Origin of the sequence: Streptomyces sp. NPDC046465 (assembly GCF_040646035.1) — a bacterium.
In the GTDB taxonomy this organism is placed as follows: Bacteria; Actinomycetota; Actinomycetes; order Streptomycetales; family Streptomycetaceae; genus Streptomyces.
Window position 1 is genome coordinate 80,187 of the sequence record NZ_JBEYZK010000027.1, and the last position, 24,871, is coordinate 105,057.

21 protein-coding genes are annotated in these 24,871 nt (G+C 69.0%); 4 read left to right on the forward strand and 17 right to left on the reverse strand.

The genetic code is table 11. The features are described from left to right. Positions 1-2 precede the first annotated feature (2 nt). The 8 genes from ABZ953_RS32980 to ABZ953_RS33015 all read right to left on the reverse strand — a co-directional run bounded on the left by ABZ953_RS32980 (position 3) and on the right by ABZ953_RS33015 (position 13,412). Complete coding sequence (locus ABZ953_RS32980; protein WP_361731815.1) at positions 3-1,583, reverse strand: hypothetical protein; 1,581 nt, start codon at positions 1,581-1,583, stop codon at positions 3-5. A 116-nt stretch (positions 1,584-1,699) separates the two neighbouring features. Further along, the gene (locus tag ABZ953_RS32985; RefSeq protein ID WP_361731818.1) at positions 1,700-1,870 is read right to left on the reverse strand and encodes a hypothetical protein; all 171 of its coding nucleotides are present in this window, start codon (positions 1,868-1,870) and stop codon (positions 1,700-1,702) included. Between the two features lie 41 nt (positions 1,871-1,911). Continuing rightward, entirely contained in the window at positions 1,912-5,817 is a 3,906-nt protein-coding gene (locus ABZ953_RS32990) for an AAA domain-containing protein (protein ID WP_361731821.1), read from the reverse strand. Beyond that, on the reverse strand, positions 5,814-6,215 hold the full coding sequence (locus tag ABZ953_RS32995) for a hypothetical protein (protein ID WP_361731824.1): 402 nt from the start codon (positions 6,213-6,215) through the stop codon (positions 5,814-5,816). The genes ABZ953_RS32990 and ABZ953_RS32995 overlap by 4 nt, the downstream gene beginning before the upstream one ends. A gap of 140 nt (positions 6,216-6,355) precedes the next feature. Beyond that, positions 6,356-7,048 (reverse strand): restriction endonuclease, encoded by a 693-nt coding sequence (locus ABZ953_RS33000; RefSeq protein ID WP_361731827.1) that lies wholly within the window; start codon positions 7,046-7,048, stop codon positions 6,356-6,358. Positions 7,049-7,378: 330 nt separating this feature from the next. Next, positions 7,379-8,722 (reverse strand): class I SAM-dependent RNA methyltransferase, encoded by a 1,344-nt coding sequence (locus ABZ953_RS33005; protein WP_361731830.1) that lies wholly within the window; start codon positions 8,720-8,722, stop codon positions 7,379-7,381. A gap of 126 nt (positions 8,723-8,848) precedes the next feature. Beyond that, positions 8,849-10,945, reverse strand: coding sequence for an APC family permease (locus ABZ953_RS33010; RefSeq protein ID WP_361731832.1), 2,097 nt, complete (start codon positions 10,943-10,945; stop codon positions 8,849-8,851). Positions 10,946-11,045: 100 nt separating this feature from the next. Then, a complete protein-coding gene (locus ABZ953_RS33015) occupies positions 11,046-13,412 on the reverse strand; it encodes an MMPL family transporter (RefSeq protein WP_361731835.1) in 2,367 nt (788 codons plus the stop codon). Between the two features lie 244 nt (positions 13,413-13,656). Here ABZ953_RS33015 and ABZ953_RS33020 point away from each other — a divergent pair, with 244 nt between their 5' ends. The 4 genes from ABZ953_RS33020 to ABZ953_RS33035 all read left to right on the forward strand — a co-directional run bounded on the left by ABZ953_RS33020 (position 13,657) and on the right by ABZ953_RS33035 (position 15,765). After that, on the forward strand, positions 13,657-13,989 hold the full coding sequence (locus ABZ953_RS33020) for a winged helix-turn-helix domain-containing protein (RefSeq protein WP_361731838.1): 333 nt from the start codon (positions 13,657-13,659) through the stop codon (positions 13,987-13,989). Continuing rightward, positions 13,989-14,228, forward strand: coding sequence for a hypothetical protein (locus ABZ953_RS33025; protein WP_361731841.1), 240 nt, complete (start codon positions 13,989-13,991; stop codon positions 14,226-14,228). The genes ABZ953_RS33020 and ABZ953_RS33025 overlap by 1 nt, the downstream gene beginning before the upstream one ends. A gap of 203 nt (positions 14,229-14,431) precedes the next feature. After that, positions 14,432-15,100: a TrkA family potassium uptake protein gene (locus ABZ953_RS33030; RefSeq protein ID WP_361731844.1), complete on the forward strand. Its 669-nt coding sequence runs from the start codon at positions 14,432-14,434 to the stop codon at positions 15,098-15,100. Then, positions 15,100-15,765 carry a TrkA family potassium uptake protein gene (locus ABZ953_RS33035; RefSeq protein ID WP_361731847.1) on the forward strand — a complete coding sequence of 222 codons (666 nt, stop codon included), beginning with the start codon at positions 15,100-15,102 and terminating at the stop codon, positions 15,763-15,765. Before ABZ953_RS33030 ends, ABZ953_RS33035 begins: the two co-directional genes overlap by 1 nt. Positions 15,766-15,966: 201 nt before the next feature. Here the strand turns inward: ABZ953_RS33035 and ABZ953_RS33040 are convergent, their stop codons facing one another. The 9 genes from ABZ953_RS33040 to ABZ953_RS33080 form a co-directional block, all read right to left on the reverse strand. Then, positions 15,967-16,725, reverse strand: a complete 759-nt coding sequence (locus ABZ953_RS33040; RefSeq protein WP_361731850.1) for a DUF3159 domain-containing protein — start codon at positions 16,723-16,725, stop codon at positions 15,967-15,969. A 3-nt stretch (positions 16,726-16,728) separates the two neighbouring features. After that, a complete protein-coding gene (locus ABZ953_RS33045; protein ID WP_361731853.1) occupies positions 16,729-17,127 on the reverse strand; it encodes an OB-fold nucleic acid binding domain-containing protein in 399 nt (132 codons plus the stop codon). A gap of 106 nt (positions 17,128-17,233) precedes the next feature. After that, positions 17,234-17,917: a response regulator gene (locus tag ABZ953_RS33050; protein WP_361731856.1), complete on the reverse strand. Its 684-nt coding sequence runs from the start codon at positions 17,915-17,917 to the stop codon at positions 17,234-17,236. A 49-nt stretch (positions 17,918-17,966) separates the two neighbouring features. After that, a complete protein-coding gene (locus ABZ953_RS33055) occupies positions 17,967-20,513 on the reverse strand; it encodes a sensor histidine kinase KdpD (protein ID WP_361731859.1) in 2,547 nt (848 codons plus the stop codon). Between the two features lie 165 nt (positions 20,514-20,678). Continuing rightward, entirely contained in the window at positions 20,679-21,347 is a 669-nt protein-coding gene (locus ABZ953_RS33060) for an ABC transporter ATP-binding protein (RefSeq protein WP_361731909.1), read from the reverse strand. Positions 21,348-21,462: 115 nt separating this feature from the next. Beyond that, positions 21,463-22,695 carry an alginate lyase family protein gene (locus ABZ953_RS33065; RefSeq protein WP_361731912.1) on the reverse strand — a complete coding sequence of 411 codons (1,233 nt, stop codon included), beginning with the start codon at positions 22,693-22,695 and terminating at the stop codon, positions 21,463-21,465. A gap of 235 nt (positions 22,696-22,930) precedes the next feature. Next, positions 22,931-23,701: a DUF3710 domain-containing protein gene (locus ABZ953_RS33070; RefSeq protein ID WP_361731862.1), complete on the reverse strand. Its 771-nt coding sequence runs from the start codon at positions 23,699-23,701 to the stop codon at positions 22,931-22,933. 1 nt (position 23,702) lies between these two features. Beyond that, complete coding sequence (dut, locus tag ABZ953_RS33075) at positions 23,703-24,245, reverse strand: dUTP diphosphatase (RefSeq protein WP_361731865.1); 543 nt, start codon at positions 24,243-24,245, stop codon at positions 23,703-23,705. Continuing rightward, complete coding sequence (locus ABZ953_RS33080; RefSeq protein ID WP_361731868.1) at positions 24,242-24,826, reverse strand: PaaI family thioesterase; 585 nt, start codon at positions 24,824-24,826, stop codon at positions 24,242-24,244. The genes dut and ABZ953_RS33080 overlap by 4 nt, the downstream gene beginning before the upstream one ends. Positions 24,827-24,871: the final 45 nt, after the last annotated feature.

Consider the following 24,871-nt stretch of genomic DNA (forward strand, 5'->3'; position numbering starts at 1 on the left):
ACCTACAGGTGCAGACCCACATGGTTCACGATCAGCCGCTTCCTTTCGGGGTCGAGGGCGAAGTAGATCCGCCCGACCTCATTAGGCGACACAGCGTCTCGGACCTTGATGTGCGGCAGTCCGTCTCTGCGCATGCCGTCGAACTCGAAATAGCGCTTTTCCTTGTTCTTGCTGAGCTTCTCATCGCTGTTCGCAAACTTCAGGCCGTGGTTGTCGTAGAACCACTGGTCCAGTCTGGGCATCTTGCCGGGCTTTGTGTACAGGTCCATCGCAGCCTGAGCGAGAGCGATCAACTGGTCGGTCATTTCCTGGGGATACGGGAACTGAGAGGATTTCCATGCACGCGGCGCCTTCGCCGTAAACACGATGCGCTCCTCCGATGTCTTAGCGAGAGCTTCGAAAGTGGGCACCGCATCCGTTCCAAGGACCGGGATCGCGCTCCAGGGATCCAACTCGGCCGACGGCCCATTCCCGCTCTTCGGCAGGTCGAGGTACAGCCTCTTCCAGTAGTCCCGGTCCTGACGCAGAGCCTCAGCAACGGCGGCTTCGGACTGCGCCCTGTCGCGTTCCTCCATACAGCTCTGAGCCATGTCCTCCCACGACTTGGCGTCCTCTTCAAGCTGCCGCGTACGCTCCTTGAGTGCTTTGAGTTGAGAGGCCGTGTCTCCGGCGGCCTGCGCACTCGACAGCTGCTCCTCCGCCTTGCGTGCCCCGGCCCGGTACGAGGCCCGACGCGCCCGATCCCACGCCGTGTCACTGCCCCGGGCGATGACGGAGAGATGGGCGAGTGACCGCATCAGCCGACTTCCAACGAAGGACGGCTGGGACACCTCCTCACGCGAGTAGGCGGGATGCTCCAAGCCAAGGTTGGGCCAGACCAACCGGGCTCCGCCATTGGGGACGGCCACCTGCTGATGAACTCGGCGGACGGCCTGTGCGGTTACATAGTTGAGAGTTACGACCTGAGCCAGTCCTGCGAGCTGCCCTGAGGCGTCAGCTGCCATGTTCCATCCCGCCTGGTCCCTGGGATGCACCAGGAGGATGGGCAGTCGCGTGCTCAGTGCAAGCGACTCAAGGAGCACGGTGGCGTGCCCTTCCTCCCGAATCCTTTCGTACCGCCCGGTAGCGAGCTGACCGAGTACCCGTACTTCGAGCTCCGGGTCCCCAAGCACTGCCCGCAGCAGGTTGGGGCGCTTAAGGGTCGGGTCCTGCACCGGTGCGATCCAACCGTCGGGAATCTCCCGGCCCATGACCACCCTGAGCCTGCCGGCCATCTCTGACTGGGACACCGTGACTCGGGTGACGAACTCGGCTGGGCCGTCAGATAGCGGCTGGTGAATAGTCATCCGCAGTGCACGGGTACGCTCATCACCCGCCACTACCCAGCCCACCCTCCGCTCACCGTGGCCTGGGATCTTCCCGGCGAGCATCGCTTGTCCGTCACGATCCAGATCGGTGACGGACGGAGCCTCAACTCGTCCCCGGTCACCGAGCCACTCGGCGAGATGGCAGCGGAGACGCTCATAAACGTGGCCCGGCTGGACGTCCTGAACATCGAAGTTGACTGCATACAGCACCTGCACGGCGGCTCCCCTTGCCCCGGATGCCCCGCGCAGCAGACTGTTCCCCCTCGAACACGGTCAGGGCATCCCTTGAAGGTTCACCGTAATGCAATGCGAGGTCGAGCGAACGGCAAGTGCTACCAACGGCTTTCGGTAGCTGGGGCCTCCAGTACCAATGCCAGATGGTTGTTGATCTCCTCTATGTCCTTGATGGCGACCTGCAGGTGCTGGCCCGGTTCGAGCAGAACGTCACGGGTGCCGCCCAGCGTGCCAGTGCTGACGACGTCACTGGGACGCAGTGCCGTCATGGCCCTGGCGCAAGCGATGACGGTGGCCGGCCTGGTTCTCATCACATCGCCGTCCCGACCCGATCCACCGAGTTCTGCGGTTTGCCAAACAGCGGGTCCAACGCGGCCGCCCCAGCAAGAATCCGCCAGGCCGGGACCCGGACAGTCCGGTCCACGGGCTCGGCCTTCGCGCCGGTACCTCCGGAGGGCAGCCCGGTGAGCAAGTTGCCGCGCGCGTGCATCAGCCGCAGATGACGGGCCGGATCCTGACCGTTCTCGGGCCCGGGGTCAATGAGTACCGCCGTGCTCGCCCCGTCCACCGTGAACAACAGGTCGACAGCGTGTCCGCCGACGACCGCAGCGCGCTCCAGCTCCGTGACACCGCGCAGACCGAGGTACTCCTGGAGCCGATCGCCGAGCTCTACACGCGATCCTGACGGCGCCCGCATCCCGAAGGCCGTGTCCTGTTGCGTTCCGGCCCCCGGTCGCAGGACCGCTGCTCGCTCCGCGAGTAGCGCCGGCAGCCCGGCCTGGCTCTGCCAGAAGGCGCGGCTTCCCACCGTGATCAGCTGCGACTTGGCCCGCGTGACCGCCACGTTCCACAGGTTGACCTGGCTCGCCACCCAGTGCGTCGTACGAGGTGGGGTGTTGCTGGTCGCCACCAGACTCAGCACCATCACGTCACGCTGCCCGCCTTGGAAAGCGTGAACGGTACCGACCCGCACTCGGTCGTCATCTGCCCAGACGCGTGCCAGAGCTTCCTTCTGGGCACGGAACGGCGTGACCACCCCGACCGTCGCATGGTCGGGCAACCGCGCAAGCAGTTCGTCCACCGTCTCCCAGACCTGCTCGGCCTCCGCCGCATTGCGCCAGGACTGGCCGCGGCTGCCGCGCGCGGACTCGCCGTGCGGCACATCCACCCACCCCAGCACCGGGGCTGGGTCGATCGCCCCCGCCGGGTCGACAGCCGAGACCTGGTTCCGAACATCGGTCAGGACCAGCAACTGACCGGCATAGCAATAGCCGTTGACCACATCCGCGATTGTCGGATGACACCGATAGTGCTCGTCCAGCAGCAGCGCCGCGTCACCGTGCTGCGCGGACGCGTGGTAGGACGAATACACGTGATAGGTGAGGCTGCGATCCTCCAGCTGGGCCGCCCTCAGGCCCGAACGGGTCCTTGCCTGGCGCTCCTGCTGTGCGGTGATCCCGGGGATGTGCCCGAGCTGCATGGGGTCGCCGATGATCAACGCCCGCTTCGCCCGGAACAGCAGAGGCAGTACCGACGGAATCGAGCACTGACTCGCTTCGTCGATCACGACCAAGTCGAACAGTTTCGGAGTCAGTTCGAGCTGCCGTATCGAGTGCGTACTGATCGCCCATCCCTTCAGGTGCGCCATCAGATTGCGCTGGCTCCGCTGAAAGCCGGAGCGCTGGCGCAACGCCTGGAGACGCTGCCCCATCAGCGAAAGGCCACGAGCCATCGCCTCGGTGGCGACTGCACTGGCCAGTTCGCCGGACACTTCCGACAAGCCGGCGGCGCTCTCCAGCCGCGCTTCCTTCAGACGTTGCTCGTCCCGAGCGAGATGCTCCGGTACGAGATCCCGAAGCGCCCGCTCCACGGCCACCGCCTCCGCCAGGGTGACAAGGAGTTCAGGGGGGACAGGCCGCTGCGTCGCCCAGCCCGGCCATGAGTTCGGCACGCTGTCCTCGACGGATCCGACGAGGGCGGACAGCACCCGCCCTCTGCGCCACCGACCGAACGTGAACCACCCGGCACCGGCCGCCTTTCGTGCCCGCTCCTCCCAGCGCGCGAGCATCGCGACCTCACTGCCGGCCCATGCCGCTGCGAGCACTTCCACCGGCAGTCCGAGCTCGCCCACCCGCTGTGCCCGGTCCCGCAGCAGCTCCAGCAGCCGCTTCTCCTCACCGACGAGTCGGGCCGCCTCCGCCCGCTGCGACCCGGCCCTTGCGTGCCGGTTGCGCAGCTCACCGGCCACAGTCGTCGAGTTGCGTCCAGGCGCCTCGACGGGCTGGGCGAGCAGCCGTTCCAGCTTCGCGGCCTCACGCTCCAGGGCGGCGGCGTTACCCGTCCGCATGAGTAGCCCTGGTGAGATCGCGTCGCACCGCTGGGCCACCACGTCCACGGCCTCGTTGTTCGTGGACGCAACGAGCACGGACTCCCCCGCGGCAACCGCTGTGGTGACCACCGCGGTCACGACCTCGCTCTTCCCAGTGCCAGGTGGTCCCGTCGCGACGGTGAGCGTACGCGTCATCGCCGAGGTGATCACCCGTTCCTGGCTCTCGTTGCACGGCCCTGGAGCCACCACGACCGGGGCGCTTCGCACAGGGGCGCCTCCGGCATCATCACCAGTCAGGAGGGCGTCGAGCGCGGTGCCGGACATCTCCCCGATGCGCGTGGACATCTGAAGGAGGTTGTCCACGAGGGCCTCGGTCGCGATGCGTTCCACGTCCGAGGGCGCGAGCAGGACGGCCGCGTTGTGAGCACCGGGCCGCAGCGAATCCATGACGGACCGCTCGCTGAGTGCGGACAGGTCGAGCGGTTCCAGCTCCGGCAGTCCGAGCTTAGTCAGCAATTCCCGTACGGCCGCCATCATTTGGACACCGTTGCCCTCCTGCCAGGCCGGCTGCCAGCGAGCCAGGAGCTCAGCAGCGTCGTCATCCTCGAGCAGCTCCGTGATCACACTCGTATGGAGGGACGGAACACCACTGGAGCGCAGGCGGTCGCGACCGTCCTCATCAGGAGCAAGCTCCATCGGCTGGATCAGCAGCGGTGCAATCCGCACCGCTGCCCGCCGACGTCCGTCCCCACCACGCTCGGGCAGGGTGACGGCCGGATACCCGTACCAGTACTCCTGCAGGCCGACGCCATCTGTCTGCGCACCCGTACTCTTCGGCCTGGGTAGTTGCTGTGGAGCAGGAAGGCCGGATCCGAGGCCGCACTGCACGGTCTCAGATCCCTGCCCCAGCAAGAAGTACGAGGAGCCGCGGCCGCTGTCCCTGTCGGGCAGCATCCCGCTCACTGCCTGCGCGCCCAGGCAGCGAGCGTAGTAGCGCAGGAGCCGCTGCCGGTCGACACCGTCGCGGGCAGCTTCGCCGGCCAATTGCTGAGCCTTCAGCAAGGCCGTGGGCAGGACGGTGCGCGCGTCTTCGCGAGGCGGAGCCGGCAGCTGCACCGAGCGGGCCACGGAGCGCGCGAGCGGAAGCGAATGCGTTGCCCGGATCGTGGACTTGGTCGGCCGCTGCTCCTGCGGCACGCCACTGCGGACCATCTGCGAAGTCAGGTACTCGAAGAGGTCGTCCGGGGTGATCCAGCCACCGCCCTTGATCCGCCCGCTGCGCAACCCTTCCACGATCTCGCCAGTGAAGCGGGAGGTGCCGAGAGACGACCCTGCCGGCGCCATCGCCGATGCCGCCTGGAGCGCGTCCGAAGCAGTGATGAAGTACACGCCGGTCGGTCGCAACAGCGTGCTCGGCGCTGGTCGATCGCTGGTGTCCACCGCGCCTTTGGCAGTCCACCCCTGTACGACTGAGCCACTGGAGCAGCAGTCGAGGAGGACTACCTTCGACGAGGCCCGGCATGACTGAAGCATCCGCTCCAGAAACTCGGCGGGCACGGCGGTGCCCGGCAGATCATCCGGATCGGCATCCCGGGTGAGAAAATACAACTGCCCGTCGGCTTCGCAGAATTCTCCATGCCCGCTGAAGTACAGCAGGGCCGTCTCGCTGGACTGCCGTGCCTCCAGGAATTCCTCGATGGCATGCAGCATCTCGGCCCGAGTCGGCTCGGGAACCATCGCGCACTCGTTGTACATGCCGATCTCAGTGCTTTGCAGCACCGCCTGCATGTAGTGCAGGTCCGCCCGGACAGGCGGGAGATCGTGATAGTGGTCGCTGTCGTATGTGGATACGCCGATGAGCATGGCGTATCGGTCGTTCTGACTCACTCCGCGCCCGGTCCGTCCTCGTCGCTGTCCGCCGGAGTGCCATTGAGGAACCGCTCGATCCGCTCCTCTTCGTTACGTGCTTCCTTGCCGGTGATGCGCAACGTCGCCCCGTCTGGCCGGGTGACGACAACCGTCCGCTGCGGCACTCGAGACAACCAGACCTGGATGCCCGCAGCGGCCATGGAGCCGCCGCTGAAGACCAGCCCGATCAAGTCCGTGACGGGCCCGCCCTTGTCAGTGCCGCTCACTGGCGCCTGGCCGGAGACATCGAGGGCCGCCTGCGGATCCGCTTCGGCGAGGGCGGCGAGCAGCTCACGTGCTTCACGCCGGGCGCGCAGCGGATCCTCATCAAGAATGGAGACGCGATATCCGCTCGCTCCGGTGTGGCTGGTGCCCACTTGCTCCCCCTCAAGTCTCCGTGTGCGGTGCACACACGAAGCTTCAAAGCTACCGAGAGCTACCTGGGCCGATGCTGCACGTTTCCAAAACCCTGCTGGTCATTGGCGCGAAATAGGCCACCTCCAACGCCACATGAACTTCAGGCCGGTGAGTCCCGATTCGCTCTGCCGTCGCCCCGCCCGCCGAGCGGTATCAATGTCTCCAGATGGGCTCCCTTGACCCAGGAACCCAGCAAGTCCCGGTGCAGGGCCACGATGTTCTGGCGCAGGGCCAGCCCCTGCGCGGCTTTGGTGAACGTGCGGCAAGTGGTGACGAAGACAGCGACGTCCGCTCCGTGCTCAAGCCGGGCGGTGCCCACGAACTTCTGCATGTCCTGGGAGGACACGCTGCGCTCGGGCGCATACTTCTTACACTGAATAACCAGTTTGCGGCCGTCGGGGAAGTAGCCGATGACGTCGGCGCCCAGGTCACCGCTCTTGCCGCTGACGACAACCTTCGTACAGCCGTCCCTGCGGCACAGGTCGGCGACGTAAGCCTCGAAGTCCTGCCAGGACAGCGCGTCGACCTCTGTCATCGACAGCTCGCGCGCCTTGGCTTCCTCCTGCGCTCGCCACTTCCGGTCCTGGCCCACCGCATCCGAGTGCGCACGCCACAGCCTCCAGCCGATCCCGGCCATCGCGATCACGCCGAGGACGACTGCAAGGACCGGCCATACCGCAGCCCAGTTCGCCGCCAGCCACACCACGGCGGCCACCGCTGCGACGCCGCCCCAGCCCAATAAGTGCCGGCGCGTACGCTTCCTCAACCGCCGACGCCGTCGCCGTGTCGCCATTCCCCTACCCCACTCCCGCTGACCGCCGCCTGTGATCCGCAGTGTGAAAGCCCCACTCCATCGCGACAAGAGGGCCAAACCGGATCGGTACGACACCCTCGGCCGCTGCGCAGGCTTGGGGTCTGGGAGCCACGGCCCCACGAACTGGGCGGCACAAAACTCCCGCCGATTCGCCGACCTTGCTGCCAGGAAGCCGTCCGACCAGCAACATAAGCCGCCTGACGGCACATCAGAACGAGCGTCAAATGAGCGTCACGAGCGTCATTTCGGCGTCAAGATATCGCCCGTAACGCCCACACCGCGCATAACGCGCACAGCCAAACCTGCAGGTCAGGCCCCCTTCGCGACGGGTTCGAGGATCGCGACGCACTCCACATGATGCGTCATCGGGAACAGATCGAACGCCCGAAGCGACCGCACCCGATACCCGCCCTCCCGGAAGTACCCCAGGTCCCGTGCCAGCGCGGCCGGGTCGCATGCCACGTACGCGATGCGCCGTGCCCCCAGGCCCGCCAGGTGCTTCACCGTCTGCTTGCCCGCGCCCGCGCGCGGGGGGTCCAGGACGATGAGGTCGACCTCGGTGATGCCCGTGCGCGGGAGGACCGATTCGACCTTGCCCTGTTCGATGCGGACGCGGTCGAACGCGTCGAGGTTGTGGCGGGCGTCCTCCACCGCGCGCTTGCTGGACTCGATGCCGAGCACCGCGCCCTTCTCGCCGACGCGGTCGGCCAGCGCGCCGGCGAAGAGGCCGACGCCGCAGTAGAGGTCGAGCGCCGAGTCGCCCTTGCGGGGCGTGAGGCCCTGCATGACGGCGAGCATCAGGGTTTCGGCGGCCTTCGGGTGGACCTGCCAGAAGCCGCCGCTGCCGACGCGGTACGTGCGGCCGTCGGCCCGTTCGCGGACGAAGGGGCGGCCGTGGACGCGGTGCGTCCCGCCGTCCTTCTCGCCGACCCGCATCACGGATACCGGCTTGTCCAGTTCGACGATGGGGAGGCGTGCGCCCGGCTTCGGGGACAGGATCACCTGGCGGTCCTGGGAGCCGGACGCCGCGATCGCCTCGATCGACGCCATGCCGGACCAGTCGCGCTCCTCGATGCCGAGTTCGGAGACGCCCTCCGCGGCGATCATGCAGTGTTCGATCGGCTCGACCTCGTGCGAGCGGTGGCGGCGCAGGCCCGCGTTGCCGTCCGCGTCCACCGCGTACTGCACGCGCGTGCGCCACGACGGGACCTCGCCCGCCGGGAGCTTGTCGCCCTCCGCGGGCATGACCGTGCCGTCCCAGCCCGCCTCCTCGGGGGTCAGGCCCGCGAGGCGCTGCAGCTGCTCGGCGATGACCTCGCCCTTGAGGCGGCGCTGGGCGCCCGGCTTCGCGTGCTGCCAGTCGCAGCCGCCGCAGCGGCCGGGGCCCGCGTAGGGGCAGGGGGCCTCGACGCGGTCCTTGGAGGGGTCGAGGACCGTGACCGCGTCGGCCCGGAGGAAGCGCGCGCCCTCCTCGCCCTCGGTCACGCGTGCGACGACCTTCTCGCCGGGCAGCGCGTGCCGTACGAAGAGCACCTGGCCCTCGGCCGTTCGGGCGATGCAGTGGCCGCCGTGCGCTACGGGGCCGATCTCGACCTCGTACTCCTGGCCGACCAGCGAGTTCCCCGCCTGCGGATTCTTCGGTTCTGCCTGCATGGCGGGGTGACTCCACAACGTAAAAGGGGAACGGCCGGACAACAGCCCACCAGTCTACGTGGGTGTCGTCCGGCCGCTCACCACGAGCCGCAGAGGCGGCAAGGCGGTAAAAGCCGCAGCGGCGCGTCAGGCCTTCTTGCTCGGCTCCCTCTTGCTCTGGTCCTTCTTGTTGTTCTGTTCCTTGGGACGCCGCGGCTTCTCCACCGAACCCACCGGGCCCCGTCGCACCGCACCCGGCGCGTGCCATTCCGAACGCCTGCGGGCCCGCTTCTTCGCGGCCTCGGAGGAGTCGAGCTGGTAGGGGACCGACGTCACCATCACGCCGGGCGTGAACAGCAACCTGCCCTTCAGGCGCAGGGCGCTCTGGTTGTGGAGCAGGTGCTCGTACCAGTGGCCCACCACGTACTCGGGGATGATCACGCTGACGACGTCGCGCGGGCTCTCCCTGCGCAGGTTCTTCACGTACTCGATGATCGGCCGGGTGATCTCGCGGTAGGGCGAGTCGAGGACCTTCAGCGGCACGGTGATGCCGCGTCGCTCCCACTCCTCCTTGAGGGCCTTGGTCTCCGTCGGGTCGACGTTGATGCTGAGCGCCTCCAGGTCGTGCGAGCGCATCAGCTTCGCGTACGAGAGGGCGCGCAGCGTCGGGCGGTGGATCTTGGAGACCAGGACGATGGAGTGGACGCGGGAGGGGCGCACACTCTCGTCGCCCGGGGTGTCGGGGGCGGCGATCTCCTCGGCCACGCGGTCGTAGTGGCGGCGGATCGCCGTCATCGTCGCGTAGAAGATGCACATGCCGAGCAGCGCGACCCAGGCACCGTGGGTGAACTTGGTGACGAGGACGACGACAAGCACGAGGCCCGTGAAGAAGGCGCCGAAGGTGTTGATCGCGCGGGAGCGGACCATGCGGCGGCGCTTGTTCGGGTCCTTCTCCTTGGCCAGGTGGCGGTTCCAGTGCCGGACCATGCCGATCTGGCTGAGCGTGAAGGAGACGAAGACGCCGACGATGTAGAGCTGGATCAGCCTCGTGGAGTCCGCGCCGTAGATCACGACGAGCAGGGCCGCCGCGCCCGCGAGCAGCACGATGCCGTTGGAGAACGCGAGGCGGTCACCGCGGGTGTGCAGCTGGCGCGGCAGGTAGCGGTCCTGCGCGAGGATCGAGCCGAGCAGCGGGAAGCCGTTGTACGCGGTGTTGGCCGCGAGGAAGAGCACCAGCGCGGTCGCCGCGGCGAGGATCAGGAAGAGGAAGCTGCCGTGGCCGAAGACCGCCTCGGCGACCTGCGAGATCACCGGGTTCTGTACATAGTCCGAGCCGACGGGGACGCCGTTGTGGAAGAGGTCCTTGCCCGGGAACTCCGCCATCCGCACCTTGGTCATCATGGCGAGCGCGATGATGCCGCAGAACATCGTGACGGCCAGGCCGCCCATGAGCGCGAGCGTCGTGGCGGCGTTCTTGGACTTCGGCTTGCGGAAGGCCGGTACGCCGTTGCTGATCGCCTCGACGCCCGTGAGCGCCGCACAGCCCGAGGAGAAGGCCCTCAGGAGGAGGAAGACGAGCGCGAAGCCCGCCAGGCCCTGGTGCTCGGGCTTGATCTCGTAGTCCGCGGTGGGCGCCCGCATGGTGTCGTCCAGGACGATGCCGCGGAAGGCGCCCCACGCGATCATGATGAAGACGCCCGCCACGAAGACGTACGTCGGGATGGCGAAGAGCTTCCCGGACTCCTTCACGCCGCGCAGGTTCATCAGCGTGAGGAGGACGATGACGGCCACCGCGCAGAGCACCTTGTGCTCGACCACGAAGGGGACGGCGGAGCCGAGGTTCTCGATGCCCGAGGAGATCGACACGGCCACGGTCAGGACGTAGTCGACGAGCAGGGCGCTCGCGACGGTGAGTCCGGCCTTGGGGCCGAGGTTGGTGTTGGCGACCTCGTAGTCGCCGCCGCCGCTCGGGTACTCGCGCACGTTCTGTCGGTACGAAGCGACGACCGTGAACATGAGTACGACGACCGCGACGGCGATCCACGGGCTGAAGTGGTAGGCCGACACACCCGCGATGGAGAGGACCAGGAGGACCTCTCCCGGCGCGTACGCCACGGAGGAGAGTGGGTCGGACGCGAAGACGGGGAGTGCGATGCGCTTCGGCAGGAGCGTTTCTCCGAGCCGATCACTGCGCAGTGCGCGCCCGATGAGGATCCGTTTGGGCACGTCGGTCAGTTTGGACACGCAGAGGATCGTAAGCGTTCGAACGGGGGCGCGCCCACCCACCACCCCCAACTTCACCGGTTATCGGCCTTGTGCGATCCTGCGCTCCTCCTATTGCCAGCTACTGCCAGGCTGAATGCTCCGAAGAGCGGCCCGGGACGTGGGCGGGAGCATGTTCCGAGGCGTGAGCCGGAGCGTGTTCCGGGGCGTGGGCCGGAGCCTCGTACCGCTCCGCGAGCCGGGCCTCGGCGCGGCGGATCGCGCCGGACGGCCACCAGGTGGCGCGGCCGAGGAGGAGCAGCGCCGCGGGCAGGATCATGACACGGATCACGAAGGCGTCGAGCAGGACGGCCGCCGCGAGGACGAAGCCCATCTGCTTCATCTCCAGGATGTGCAGCATCACGAAGCTCGCGAAGACGGTGACCATGACGATCGCCGCGCTGGTGACGACCTTGGCGGAGGACGCGATGCCGTCGAGGACCGCCTGGCGCGTGGGCACGCCGTTCAGTGCGGCCTCGCGGATCCGGCTGACCACGAAGACCTGGTAGTCCATCGAGAGTCCGAAGAGGATGACGAAGAGGAAGAGCGGGACGCGCGAGGAGATGCCGTCGAGCGATTCGAAGGCGAGCAGCCCCTCCGCCCAGTCGCCCTGGAAGACGAGGACGAGCAGTCCGAGCGCGGAGCCCACGGAGAGCAGGTTGAGGAGGGCGCCGAGCAGTCCGAGTACGACGGAGCGGAAGGCGAACACCGTCATGGCGAAGGTCATCAGGAGCAGGAAGCCGAGAACGAGCGGCAGCTTCTCGTTCTGGTGCTCGACGTAGTCGACGCCGCGCGGGACCTCGCCGGTGACGGCCGTCTCGACGCCGGGCAGCTTGCCGACGGTCGCGGGCAGATAGTCGGCGCGGAGGTGCTCCAGCGAGACTTCAGCGTCCTTCGAGTACGTCGGGTGCGGGGAGTTCAATTTCAGGGTGGTGGTCCTCCGGTCCGCTGAGGAGCGGAGGACCGGAGCAGCGGAGGAGTGCGCGAAGAGCGGGTCGCGCTGGGCGGTGCGGTCCAGCTCCGTCAGGGCCTCGCGCACGTCGTCGGCGCGCGAGGCGTCGGCCCGCACCACGACGAGGTGCCGGACGCGCAGCTCCGGGAAGGCGTCGAGCAGCCGGTCGTACCCCTTCATGGCGGGTATCTCGCGCGAGAAGCTGTCCCGCGCCGGGTTCTTGAGGTTCATGTTCAGGGCCGGAAGGGCGAGGCCGAGCAGGACGAGGACGGAGAGGCACAAGGTGAGCGCGGGGCGCTTGCGGGCGGGGGCGAGCAGCGCGTTCCAGAGGCGGCCGGACTCCTTCTCGGCGGACGTGTTCTCGCCCTCTCCGGATGCCTTTTGCCCGTACGTCTTCTCTCCGTACGTCTTCTCTCCGTACGTCTTCTCTCCGTGCGTACGGGGGGTCTTGCCCTTCGCCAGGCGTCGGGCCGTGCGCCGCTCGGTCCGGCGGCCGAGCTTGACCAGCAGGGCGGGCAGCACCGTCACCGAGCTGACCATGGCGACGGCGACGACCAGGATGGTGCCGGTGGCCAGCGAGTCGAAGATGACGTCACGGGCCAGGTAGAGCGCGGTGGTGGAGACGATGACGGCGAGCCCGGAGACCACGATGGCGCGGCCCGCCGTCGCGGCGGCGGCCTCGACCAGCGCCTCGGAGGTGAGACGGCCACCCGCGCGTGCCCGCTCCTCGCGTTCACGCTTGAGATAGAAGAGCGTGTAGTCGACACCGACGGCCATGCCGATCAGCAGGATCATGCTCATGCCGACGCCGGTGTCGGGCAGCAGGTGCGAGGCCAGCATCGCCAGGCCCATCGTCGCCATGATCGAGGTGACGGCGAGCAGGATCGGCACGCCGACCATGATGACCGAGCCGAAGACCACGGCGAGCGTGATCAGCGTGATGGGCAGCGTGATCGCCTCGGAGAACTGCAGGTCCTTGCCGCGCTGGTCGTCGACGCCCTTGCTCACGGAGGCGTCGCCGGTCTCCTCGATGACCAGGTCCGGGTGGGCCTTCGCCGCCTTCTCGGTCGCGGCCTGGAGCGGGGGGACGTGCTTCTGGTCGTCCCGCTCGGAGCCGTGCAGCTCCACCTGAACCCGCAGGACGCGGCCGTCGGCGGAGCGGACCGGGGGCGCCACCGAGGCGACCTCGGGCAGGGCCTTCATCCGGGCGGTGACGTCCTTGACCGCGGCGTCGGCCGCCGCCTTGTCCGGCGGGCCCGACCGGGGCCGGATCAGTACGTGTTCCGTGGACCGCAGTGGGACGCCGCCCTCGGTGGCCAGGGCCTCGGCCCGGCCCGCCTCACCCACGCGGAAGTCCTCCGAGGTCGCACCGTTCATCCCGGCGGCGATCCCGCCGCCGAGGCACAGCGCCACGAAGAGCAGCCAGCCGGTGATCGCCCGGCCCGGGTGCAGCGCGCTCCATCGGGCCACGCGCACCGTGACTGATCGTTTTCTCATTTCCCGTTCCCCCATCGACGTCTCTTGGCGCCTCTTGCTTCATGTGTCAGTGGAGACTGACAGGTGTCGGAACCAACCGTCAACTGTCATTCGAGACCGAGAGGGCTCTGGGTGAGCGCCGGGCGAGCACCCGGCGAGCGATGGGAGAGCGATGGGAGAGCGATGGGAGTACCCGGATTGACAGTCGAACCCGCCATGCGTAAGCCTTGGCTGACAGGTTTCGGGACCAGCGCGAAGGCGGACCATGGACAGCGAGGAGCTACTGGCTTTTCTCGCGGCGGTCGGCCACACGCAGCGCATCCGGATCATCAACGAGCTCTCCGCGGGCCAGCTGTACGTCAGCGAACTGGCCCGGCGGCTCGGGGTGTCCCGCCCGCTGCTCTACATGCATCTCGAACGCATGGAGAAGGCCGGTCTCGTCGTCGGCCGCCTGGAGCTCTCCGAGGACGGCAAGGCGCTCAAGTACTTCGAACTGGCGCCGTTCGACGTCCGGTTGAACGTGGATACGATCGTCGCCGCCCTCCGGCAGGACCGGACGGGCGATGACGAACAGCACTCATCAAGGGGGACGTCCTAGTGGAAGACGTGATCATCCCGGTCGCCTTTTTCCTGATACTCGCCGGCGCGGTCGTCGCCGTCGCGTACTTCCAGACGCAGCGGAACAAGGAACGCGACCGCCAGTACGCCGAGGCCATGCACGGTTACCGCGAGGCCGTCGAGCGCGCCAGGTCCGAGCAGGAGGCGAACCGCCTGCAGCTCGCCGAACTCGGCCACCGGCTGCAGAACGTCGAGGGACTGCTCCGCAGCGTCGACTGACCTGGGGTACCCGGCCTCCCCCGCCCCGCCGCGTCGCTTTGGCGTCCACGCGGGTGAGTGCGTGACCCCGGGTGCGGCTTAAGCTCATCTCTTGGCAACGCCGCACGCTGTTGCCCCGTTGTTTCCAGCAGAGTGAGAGAGAAGAGTGAGCACGATGTTTTCGCAGGTCAGCGGGATGACCAGGAGTGCGGGGTAAAGGACAGGTGCACATCGTCATCATGGGCTGCGGGAGAGTCGGGTCCGCTCTCGCCCAGAACCTCGAACAGCAGGGGCACACGGTCGCCGTGGTCGACCAGGACCCGACGGCCTTCCGCCGCCTCGGCGCCGGGTTCGGCGGCCGCCGGGTGACCGGCGTCGGCTTCGACCAGGACACCCTCCGCGAGGCCGGCATCGAGGAGGCGGGCGCCTTCGCGGCCGTCTCCAGCGGCGACAACTCCAACATCATCGCCGCCCGCGTGGCCCGCGAGATGTTCGGCATCGAGAACGTCGCGGCCCGCATCTACGACCCGCGCCGCGCCGAGGTCTACCAGCGCCTGGGCATCCCGACGGTCGCCACGGTCCGCTGGACCGCCGACCAGATGCTGCGCCGCCTGCTCCCGTCCGGTGCCGAGCCGCTCTGGCGCGACCCCACCGGCGGCGTGCAGCTCGCCGAGGTGCACGCGTCGTCGGCGTGGATCGGGCACAAGATCAGCCAGCTCCAGGAGGAGACCGGCGTACGCGTGGCCTTCCTCACCCGGCTGGGCGAGGCGGTGCTGCCGACCTCGCAGACGGTCCTGCAGGAGGGTGACCTGGTGCACGTGATGATGCGCACCGACCAGGTCGACAAGGTCGAAGCGGCGTTCGCCGAAGGCCCCGAGGAGGGCGGTCAGTGATGAGGGTCGCCATTGCCGGAGCCGGCGCGGTGGGACGTTCCATCGCCGGTGAGCTCCTGGAGAACGGCCACGAGGTCCTTCTCATCGACAAGGCGCCGACGGCCATCTCCGTCGAACGCGTCCCGCAGGCAGAGTGGCTGCTCGCCGACGCCTGCGAGATCACCTCCCTCGACGAGGCGGCGTTGCAGCGCTGCAACGTCGTGATCGCCGCGACCGGCGACGACAAGGTCAACCTCGTCGTCTCGCTGCTCGCCAAGACGGAGTACGGCGTCCCCCGCGTCGTCGCCCGCGTCAACAACCCCAAGAACGAGTGGCTCTTCAACGAGTCCTGGGGTGTCGACGTCGCGGTCTCCACGCCGCGCCTGATGTCCGCGCTCGTCGAGGAAGCGGTGAGCGTCGGCGATCTCGTACGGCTGCTCCGGTTCAGCCACGGCGACGCGAACCTCGTCGAGCTGACGCTGCCGCCGGAGTCTGCCCTCGCGGGCACGCAGGTCGGCGACGTCCAGTGGCCCGAGGACACCTCGCTGGTCACGATCATCCGCGGTACGCGCGTGCTCGCGCCGACCGCGGACGACTCGCTGGAGGCGGGGGACGAGCTGCTTTTCGTGGCGGCGCAGGCTCGGGAGGAGCAGTTGGAGGATTTGCTGTCCGTCCGGCGGGACTGAGGCCGTCCCGGCGAGCGGTGTGCCGATGGGGGCGCCCGGGGAACTCCCCGGGCGCCCCCATCGGTTTTCGTCTGCTTCCGGCCGCGTGCTGCCTGCGGGTGCTTCGTGGCTGGTTGCGCAGTTCCCCGCGCCCCTTAAAAGCCTGCGTAGCTCCCGGCGCTCCTTAAGAGGCGGCCGCGGGCCTCAAGAGCCAGTCGCGCCTCAGGCGTCGCGGTGTTCCCGCTCTCGTTCCCGCTCCTGCTCTCGTTCCGCCTTGCGCTCCGCCTCCGCCTTCTCTGCCGCTTCCATCTCGGCGAAGACGTCGATGGGGGGCGGGGCCTTCGCCAGGAAGACCCAGGTGAAGTAGACGGCCAGGAGGAACGGGGGGATCTTCAGGGCTACCAGGACCCAGCCGAACTGGGTCGTGTCCGCCCACCAGTACAGCGGGAAGAGGATCGCGCACTTGGCGAGCAGGATCAGGCCCCAGGCCCAGCTGGCCTTCGCGTAGGCCTTCTTGCGGCCCGGGTTGCGGGTGCGCCAGGAGAGGTTCTCCTTGAAGACCGGGCCCAGGATGAGACCGATCAAGGGCACGCCCGCGAGGGTCGTGATCATGTAGGCCAGGGAGAGGCCGAGGGTGTAGAGCATGCCCGGCAGGTAGAAGTCCTTGGCGTTGCCGGTCATCATCGCGAAGACCACACCGAAGACGACACCGAAGACGCCGCTGAAGGCGTGCTTGACGGTGTCCTTCATGACCAGGCGGACCACGACGAGCACCAGGGACACCGCGAGGGCCGCGATGGCCGACATGTGCAGGTCCTTGTTGATCGTGAAGATGGTCACGAAGAGCAGGCCGGGGACAACCGTCTCCACCATGCCCCGCACGCCGCCGAAGGCTTCGAAGAGCGCTGCCTCCGTCACGGCCCGGGAATCGGCGTCCCGATCCGTGTTCCCGTGGTCCGTCGGCTTGTCGAGGGACGTCACCGGCTACTCCCGTCCGAGGGGTCTGAGTTCGTACTTGGGGTTGAAGAGCACCCGGCGGCCCCGGCTCATCGAGATCCGGCCCGACGCGATCAGCTTGCGCCCCGGTTCGATCCCCACGATGGAGCGCCTGCCGAGCCACACCACGTCCAGCGCCGCCGATCCGTCGAACAGTTCGGCCTCCAGGGCGGGAACCCCGGCACGTGGCCGCAGAGTGACCGTGCGCAAGGTACCAGTAACGGTGACTATCTGGCGGTCTTGGCAGTCGCCGATGCGGACGCAGCCCGCTGTCTCGGCGTCCTCCCGCAGCTCCTCCGACTCCAGGTCCTCCTGGGAGGTGGAGAGCCGGTCGAGCATGCGCCGGAAGCGGCCCGCCGGCTTTTCGGAACCAGGAACAGCACTCATGCAAGAAGCGTACCGGGGTACGCAGACAGAGCGGAGAGCGGTGCGCTCAGCTGTGCTTATGTCCGCTCAGTACCCGCAGCGGCGCCCCCTGAAGCGAATAATCCGGTCACTTCTCGAACCGGTACCCCATGCCCGGCTCCGTGATGAAGTGCCGCGGATGCGCCGGGTCCGTCTCCAGCTTGCGGCGCAGCTGCGCCATGTAGACGCGGAGGTAGTTCGTCTCCGTACCGTACGAGGGCCCCCAGACCTCCTGGAGCAGCTGCTTCTGGCTGACCAGGCGGCCGGTGTTGCGCACCAGGACTTCCAGGAGGTGCCACTCGGTGGGGGTCAGGCGGACGTCGCGGCCGTCGCGGTTGACCTTCTTGGCGGCCAGGTCGACGGAGAAGTCCCCGGTGTCGACCATCACGTCGTCCTCGCCCGGCCCGGTGGGCTCGGCCCTGCGGACGGCGGCGCGCAGCCGTGCGAGGAGTTCGTCCATGCCGAAGGGCTTGGTCACGTAGTCGTCGGCGCCCGCGTCCAGTGCCTCGACCTTCTCGTCCGAGCTGTGCCGGGCGGAGAGGACCAGGATCGGGACGCGCGTCCAGCCGCGCAGGCCCCTGATGACTTCCACGCCGTCCATGTCGGGCAGACCGAGGTCGAGCACGATCACGTCGGGGTGGCGGGCGGCGGCGACCTGCAGCGCGGTGGCGCCGTCGGGGGCCGAGTCCACCTCGTACTTGCGCGCCTTCAGGTTGATCACGAGGGCGCGTACGATCTGCGGCTCGTCGTCGACCACGAGCACCCGGGTCATGATTGCCTGCCTTTCTGACAGCTGGTTCTTTCCGGCATCCGGTCCGAGGTCACGAGGTGACCTGCGCCGAGAGCTCGGAGCGGGTCAGCGGCCGCCCGGCCGCCGCCCGCAGGGTGAGGACCATGGTGAGGCCTCCGCCGGGGGTGTCCTCGGCGGCGAGGGTGCCGCCCATGGACTCGGCGAAACCGCGGGCGACAGCGAGGCCGAGGCCGACCCCGGCGCCGCGTGGAGCGTCACCGTAGCGCTGGAAGGGCGCGAAGATGCGGTCCTTCGCGCTGTCGGGGACACCGGGGCCGCGGTCCACGACGCGGATCTCGACCCGCTCGCCGAGAGCGCTCGCGGAGACCTTGACGGGCTCCCCGTCGGGGGCGTATTTCACGGCGTTCTCGACGACGTTGGCGACCGCCCGCTCCAGGAGGCCCTTGTCGACGGCGACCATCGGCAGCGTTTCCGGGATGTCCAGCTCCGCGCTGCCGTCGGGCACCCCGCCCAGGGCCATGGGGACGACCTCGTCGAGGTCGATCTCGCGGATCAGCGGGGTGACGGTGCCGGTCTGCAGCCGGGACATGTCGAGGAGGTTGCCGACGAGGTGCTCCAGGCGGTCGGCGCCCGCCTCGATGCCTTCGAGGAGTTCCGCCTCGTCCTCCTCGGACCACTCCACGTCGTCGGAGCGCAGCGAGGACACGGCCGCCTTGATGCCCGCGAGGGGCGTACGGAGGTCGTGGCTGACGGCGGCGAGCAGGGCGGTGCGGATGCGGTTGCCCTCGGCGAGGGTGCGGGCCTGGTCGGCCTCGGACTGCAGGCGCTGGCGGTCGAGGACGACGGCGGCCTGCGCGGCGAACGCGGCGAGCACGCGGCGGTCCGCGGCGGGCAGGACCCGGCCCGACAGGGCGAGCGCCATATGGTCGCCGACGGGCACGTCGACGTCGGCGAGCTCGGGCCGCTCCAGCGGGCGGCCGTCGCCGGCGCTGCCCGCGCAGGTCCAGGGTTCGGTTTCGCTCTCGCGCTCCAGAAGGGCCACGGACTCCATGGCGAAGGTCTCGCGGACGCGTTCGAGGAGGGCTTCCAGGCTGGTCTCGCCGCGCAGCACGCTGCCGGCGAGGAAGGAGAGTATCTCCGCCTCGGCCCGCAGCCGGGCCGCCTGCGCGGTGCGCCGGGCCGCGAGGTCCACGACGGAGGCGACCGACACCGCGACGCCCACGAAGACGGCGATCGCGAGGATGTTCTTGTTGTCGGAGACCGTCCACAGGTGCTGTGGCGGCGTGAAGTAGTAGTTGAGGAGCAGCGAGCCGAACGCCGCCGAAGCAAGCGCCGGGAGGAGCCCGCCCACCAGCGCGGCGGCGACCGTGAGCGCCAGGAACAGCAGCATGTCGTTGGCGAGGCCGAGGTCGGAGTCGACATGGGTGAGCAGGACCGTCAGGAGCGCGGGTCCCCCGACGCCGACCAGCCAGCCCCAGATGACCCGGGACCGGCCGAGGCGGGCCCCGCGGGCGACGGGCAGGCCGCGCCCCTTGGCGACCTCGCCGTGCGTGACGATGTGCACGTCCAGGTCGGGCCCCGAGTCGCGGGCGACGGTCGCGCCGACGCCGGGCCCGAAGACGTACTGCCAGGTCTTGCGGCGCGAGGAGCCGAGGACGATCTGGGTGGCATTGACGCCGCGCGCGAAGTCGAGGAGCGCGGCCGGTATGTCGTCGCCTATGACGTGGTGGAAGGTGCCGCCAAGGTCCTCGACCAGGGTGCGCTGGACGGCGAGTTCCTTGGGGGAAGCGCCGGTCAGGCCGTCGCTGCGGGAGATGTAAACGGCGAGGATCTCGCTGCCGGAGCCCTTGGCGGCCATGCGGGACGCGCGCCTGATCAGGGTGCGGCCCTCGGGGCCGCCGGTCAGGCCGACGACGATGCGCTCGCGGGCCTGCCAGGTGGTGCGGATGTTGTGCTCGCCCCGGTACTGCTGGAGGTACTCGTCGACGCGGTCGGCGACCCAGAGCAGGGCGAGCTCGCGCAGCGCCGTGAGGTTGCCGGGGCGGAAGTAGTTGGAGAGGGAGGCGTCGATGCGGTCGGGCTTGTAGATGTTGCCGTGCGCCATGCGGCGGCGCAGCGCCTGGGGCGACATGTCGACCAGCTCGATCTGGTCGGCGCGGCGGACCACCTCGTCCGGCACGGTCTCGCGCTGGCGTACGCCGGTGATCGACTCGACGACGTCGCCGAGGGACTCCAGGTGCTGGATGTTCACCGTGGAGACGACGTCGATGCCGGCCGAGAGGAGCTCCTCGACGTCCTGCCAGCGCTTGGCGTTGCGTGAGCCGGGGACGTTGGTGTGGGCGAGCTCGTCCACCAGGGCGATGGCGGGAGAGCGCTCGAGGACCGCGTCGACGTCCATCTCGGTGAAGGCCGTGCCGCGGTACTCCAGGTCCCTGCGGGGGACCTGTTCCAGACCGCTCAGCATCACCTCGGTGCGCGGCCGGTCGTGGTGCTCCACGAAGGCGACCACGCAGTCGGTGCCGCGCTCGGTACGGCGGTGGGCCTCGGAGAGCATCGCGTACGTCTTGCCGACGCCCGGTGCCGCACCGAGGTAGATCCGAAGCTTGCCGCGTGCCATGGCCCCATTGTCTTCCCGAAAACGCTGTGTACGCAGCGTCGACCTTACGGCCAACAATTCCGGCATTACGGACGCGGGGGTGCGGGGGTGCCGTCCTTGACACAACCCTGATGCGTGCCTGATGCGTGCGGCCGCACGCATGCCGCGCGCATCAGGGAGCGCAGGTCAGTGCGTGACGATCTCGCCGTCGCGCAGTTCCAGGACCCGGTCGGCCAGGCCGAGCAGCGTCGCGTCGTGGGTGGCGACCAGTGCGGTGACGCCCTCGCTGCGGACGACCGCGCGCAGCAGTTCCATCACGGCGAGCCCGGTCTCCGCGTCGAGCTGTCCGGTGGGTTCGTCGGCTATCAGCAGGGCGGGTTTGTTGGCGAGGGCGCGGGCGATGGCCACGCGCTGCTGCTGGCCGCCGGAGAGCTCGCCGGGCCGCTGTCCCGCGTGGTCCGCGAGGCCCACGAGGGCGAGGAGGAGGGCGACCCGCTCCTCGCGCTCGCGGGGATCGGTCCTGCGCAGCCGCAGGGGGACGCCGACGTTCTCGGCGGCGGTGAGGATGGGGATGAGTCCGAAGGACTGGAAGATGAAGCCGAGCCGGTCGCGGCGCAGCTCGAGGAGGCCGCTCTCGCCGAGGCCCGCGAGCTCCACCCCGTCCACGGCGATCTTCCCGTGGTCCGGGGAGTCGAGGCCGCCGACGAGGTTGAGCAGGGTCGTCTTGCCGGACCCGGAGCGGCCCTTCAGCGCGACGAGCTCACCGCGCGGAAGGGCGAAGGAGACGCCGCGCAGGGCGTGGACGGCCGCCTCGCCGCTGCCGTACGTCCGGTGGAGGTCCTCGACGACGACCATGTCTTCCGCGCTCACTGCCACCGATCGCTCCCCTTTTGTGCTTTTGCACGCCCCTGGGTCCGCAGGGGCCGGGCGCCAGTATTGTCACCGGATGCCCGGCCCGACAAGATCCGGATCAGCGCGGGTTGCCCGCGTGCGTCAGGGTCTCCCAGGCGACGAAGAGGTTGTTGGAGCCGGCCGGGCGGTTGCGTTCGGTGAGCTTCTGGGTGTTGGTCATGGGGTGGCCGATGCGGCCCGCGAGGGCGTTGTAGCCGACCTCGGTGACGGGTCCGAGGCCGCGGTGGACGGTGCCCTCGCAGAGCGAGGCGGGCGGCGCCTCACCCAGCTCGTACCTGGCCTGGAAGCCGAGGCCCTGGCGCAGCCGCTCGCCGACGTCCGTGCCGTAGAGGTCCTGGCCCTGGATGCGGCTGGTCTCGGCGACGTGGGAGATCGCGGAGAGGCCGTATCCGGTGTGGGTGAAGTCCCGGCAGGTCTCCTGGGTGAGTCCGGCGGTGAACGTCCCCTGGCCCTGCCAGTACTTGACGATCTTCTCGCGGGTGTCGAGGTGCTGGCTGGGCACGGTCTTCGGCAGCGCACCGTCGGAGTCGAGATAGACGTACGCGGCCGTGCGCGTCCGGAACTTCGCCATCGCCTTGTCGTACGACGCCTTGTCCTCCAGGAAGACGGAGATGCCGACGGCGGCCTCCATCATCGACAGCTCCCAATTGCCGTTGGAGTTGGAGCCGTTGATGATCTCGGGCAGGTAGACGTCGCGCAGCATCGTGGCGAAGCGTCCGGAGTTCGCCCAGTTCCCCGTGTACGTGTACTTGATGATCTCGGCGGCGCGCGGCCAGCTCGAACCGGCCCAGCCGGTCTGCAACGGGGCGTTGCTGTTGGTGTGGTCCCTGATGGTGGCCGACCAGGCGTCCATGAGCTCGATGGACTTCTTCGCGTAGCGCTCGTCACGCGTGACGTACCAGGCGAGGGCGGTGGTGTACGCGGCTATGGCGTCCTCGCGCTCGTCGGTGCAGCCGTAGTTGGGGTCGGAGTACGAGCCGCACTCCACGACCGCGCGGGGCTTGGGGGTACGGGAGAGGGAGGCGTACTTGCTGCCCATCATCTGGTCGTAGGCGGACTTCCAGGGCTGCGCCCCCGCGGTGACCTTCTCGCGGGTGAAGTCCAACTGGCCGCGGGAGACGGTGACTCCGGGGTGGACGAAGGACGAGGGGGCGGCCTCGACGGGTTCGGCGCCGGGCCAGGCCACGAATCCGGCCACCAGGGCGGTCACGGCGGCGACGGCGGCCGCCCCTGGGGAGAGTCGTGATCTGCGGCGGTGCCGGGGGCGTGCGGGGGTGGGGGCATGCGACATGGGGGCGTACGGCATGGGGGGGACCATCCGTTCTGAGAGGTCTCGGGTTCTCGTATGTGAACGTCAAGCGCCTTTCTGAACACGCGTGTTGGCCCGTGACCATAGGTACGGACCAGTCACCCGGCAAGGCCTGGAGCCGGAGAATCCCGGGACCGTACGCCCATACACAAATGTGACCCGTGGCGGACCGGACGAGCCGGTACCACCACGGGTCACCACGCAGTTGGAGGAGCGGTCAGCGCACCTCGGTGATCTCGGGACCGCGCTGGAGCTGCCCCATGCCGCCCGAGAAGCGCGAACCCTCCTGCTGCTCCTGCTGGACGCCCTCGGCGACCATCTGGGCGTCGTCCGGCAGCTTCAGGACGATCGGATCACGCGGCGCCATCGGGCCCTCGCCGCGCACGACGACCGTGTCCCGGAAGATCTGCTCCAGGAGACCGGCTGCCTGCGGCTGCACCGCGCCCTGCCCGGAGATCACACCGCGCAGGAACCAGCGCGGGCCGTCGACGCCGATGAAGCGCACGACCTGCACACCGCCCGTACCGTCCGGCAGCTGCACCGGAACCTGGGCGCGCAGCTCCCAGCCGAGCGGGCCCTCGACCTCGTCGATGACACCGCCCTGCTGGGTGATGCCCGAGGCGATCTCCTCGCGGACCTCGCCCCAGATGCCCTCCTTCTTGGGGGCGGCGAAGCCCTGCAGCTGGATGGCGCTGTCCTGGAGCACGACGGTGGCCGCGACGATCGCGTCGCCCGCGACCTCCACCCGCAGCTCCATGCCCTCGACGCCCGGCACGAAGATCCCACCGAGGTCCACGCGGCCCTCACCGGGCTCACGGACCTCGGAGAGGTCCCAGGGGCCGTCGGGACGGGGCTCCGGTTCGAGCCTCACGCGCGAGCGCGCGACGCCGGCGTCAGCGGAGTCATCGCTGTCCATGCCGTCGACGACCTGCTCGTCCGCGCCCGCCGCGTCCTCGGCGGCACTGTCCTTCTTGCGACGTCCGAACACGTCACTGTCCTTCCCGGTCGGATACGACCGATGCGTATCGATTCCCACCCGTTTGATCACCCGGGCTCACACCTGGGCCGACGCCCACGGCGGCATGGCCGCCGGTGGACCCGAAGCCCCCCTCGGCCCGCGCCGATACGGGAAGCTCCGCCACCTCCTGGAAGCGGACCTTCTCGACCTGCTGGACGACCAGTTGGGCAATCCGGTCGAAGCGCTCGAACCGCACGGCCTCGCGCGGATCGAGATTCACCACGATCACCTTGATCTCCCCACGGTACCCGGCATCCACCGTCCCCGGGGCATTCACCAGAGCGACACCGCAGCGGGCGGCGAGCCCGGAACGGGGGTGCACGAAGGCCGCGTACCCCTCGGGGAGCGCGATGGACACCCCGGTCGGCAGGACCGCACGCTCACCGGGAGCCAGTTCGCGGGACTCCGTCGTCCGCAGATCGGCGCCGGCGTCGCCGGGCTGCGCGTACGCGGGCAGCGGTACGTCGGGGTCGACGCGCCTGATCAGCACGTTCAGCTCGTTGGGGGACGTCACGGATTCACCTCGAAAGCGCGGGCACGCCGGACCTGGTCCGGGTTGTTCATGGCCTCCTGGATCTCTTCCTGGCGGCCGTTGTCGATGAAGTGGTCGACCTTCACCTCGACGAAGAGGGCGTCGGCGCGGACGGCGACGGGCCCGTCGGGGCCGCCGATGCGTCCGGTGGCGGTCGAATAGATCTTCCGTCCGGCGACGGCGGTGACCTCGGCCTCCAGGAACAGCACGGTGCCGAGCGGCACGGGCCGCACGAAGTCCGTCTCCAGGCGCCCGGTCACGGCGATCACGCGCAGCAGCCAGTTCAGCGAGCCGAGCGTCTCGTCGAGCGCGGTGGCGAGAACGCCGCCGTGGGCGAGGCCGGGGGCGCCCTGGTGCGCCTCGCGCACGGTGAACTCGGCGGTGATGGCCACGCCCTCCCCGGCTCGCGCCGCGAGGTGCAGTCCGTGCGCCTGCCCCTCGCCGCAGCCGAAACAGTGCTCGTAGTGGGCACCGATGAGCTCACCGGGAGCGGGCGCGTCGGGGTGGCGGACGGGCGCTATCGCGTCGGCCGGGGGCGTCAGAGCTGCAGATGTACCACTCACAGGCGCAGACCTTACCTCCGCGTCAGCGCGGCAACCGCACCGTGC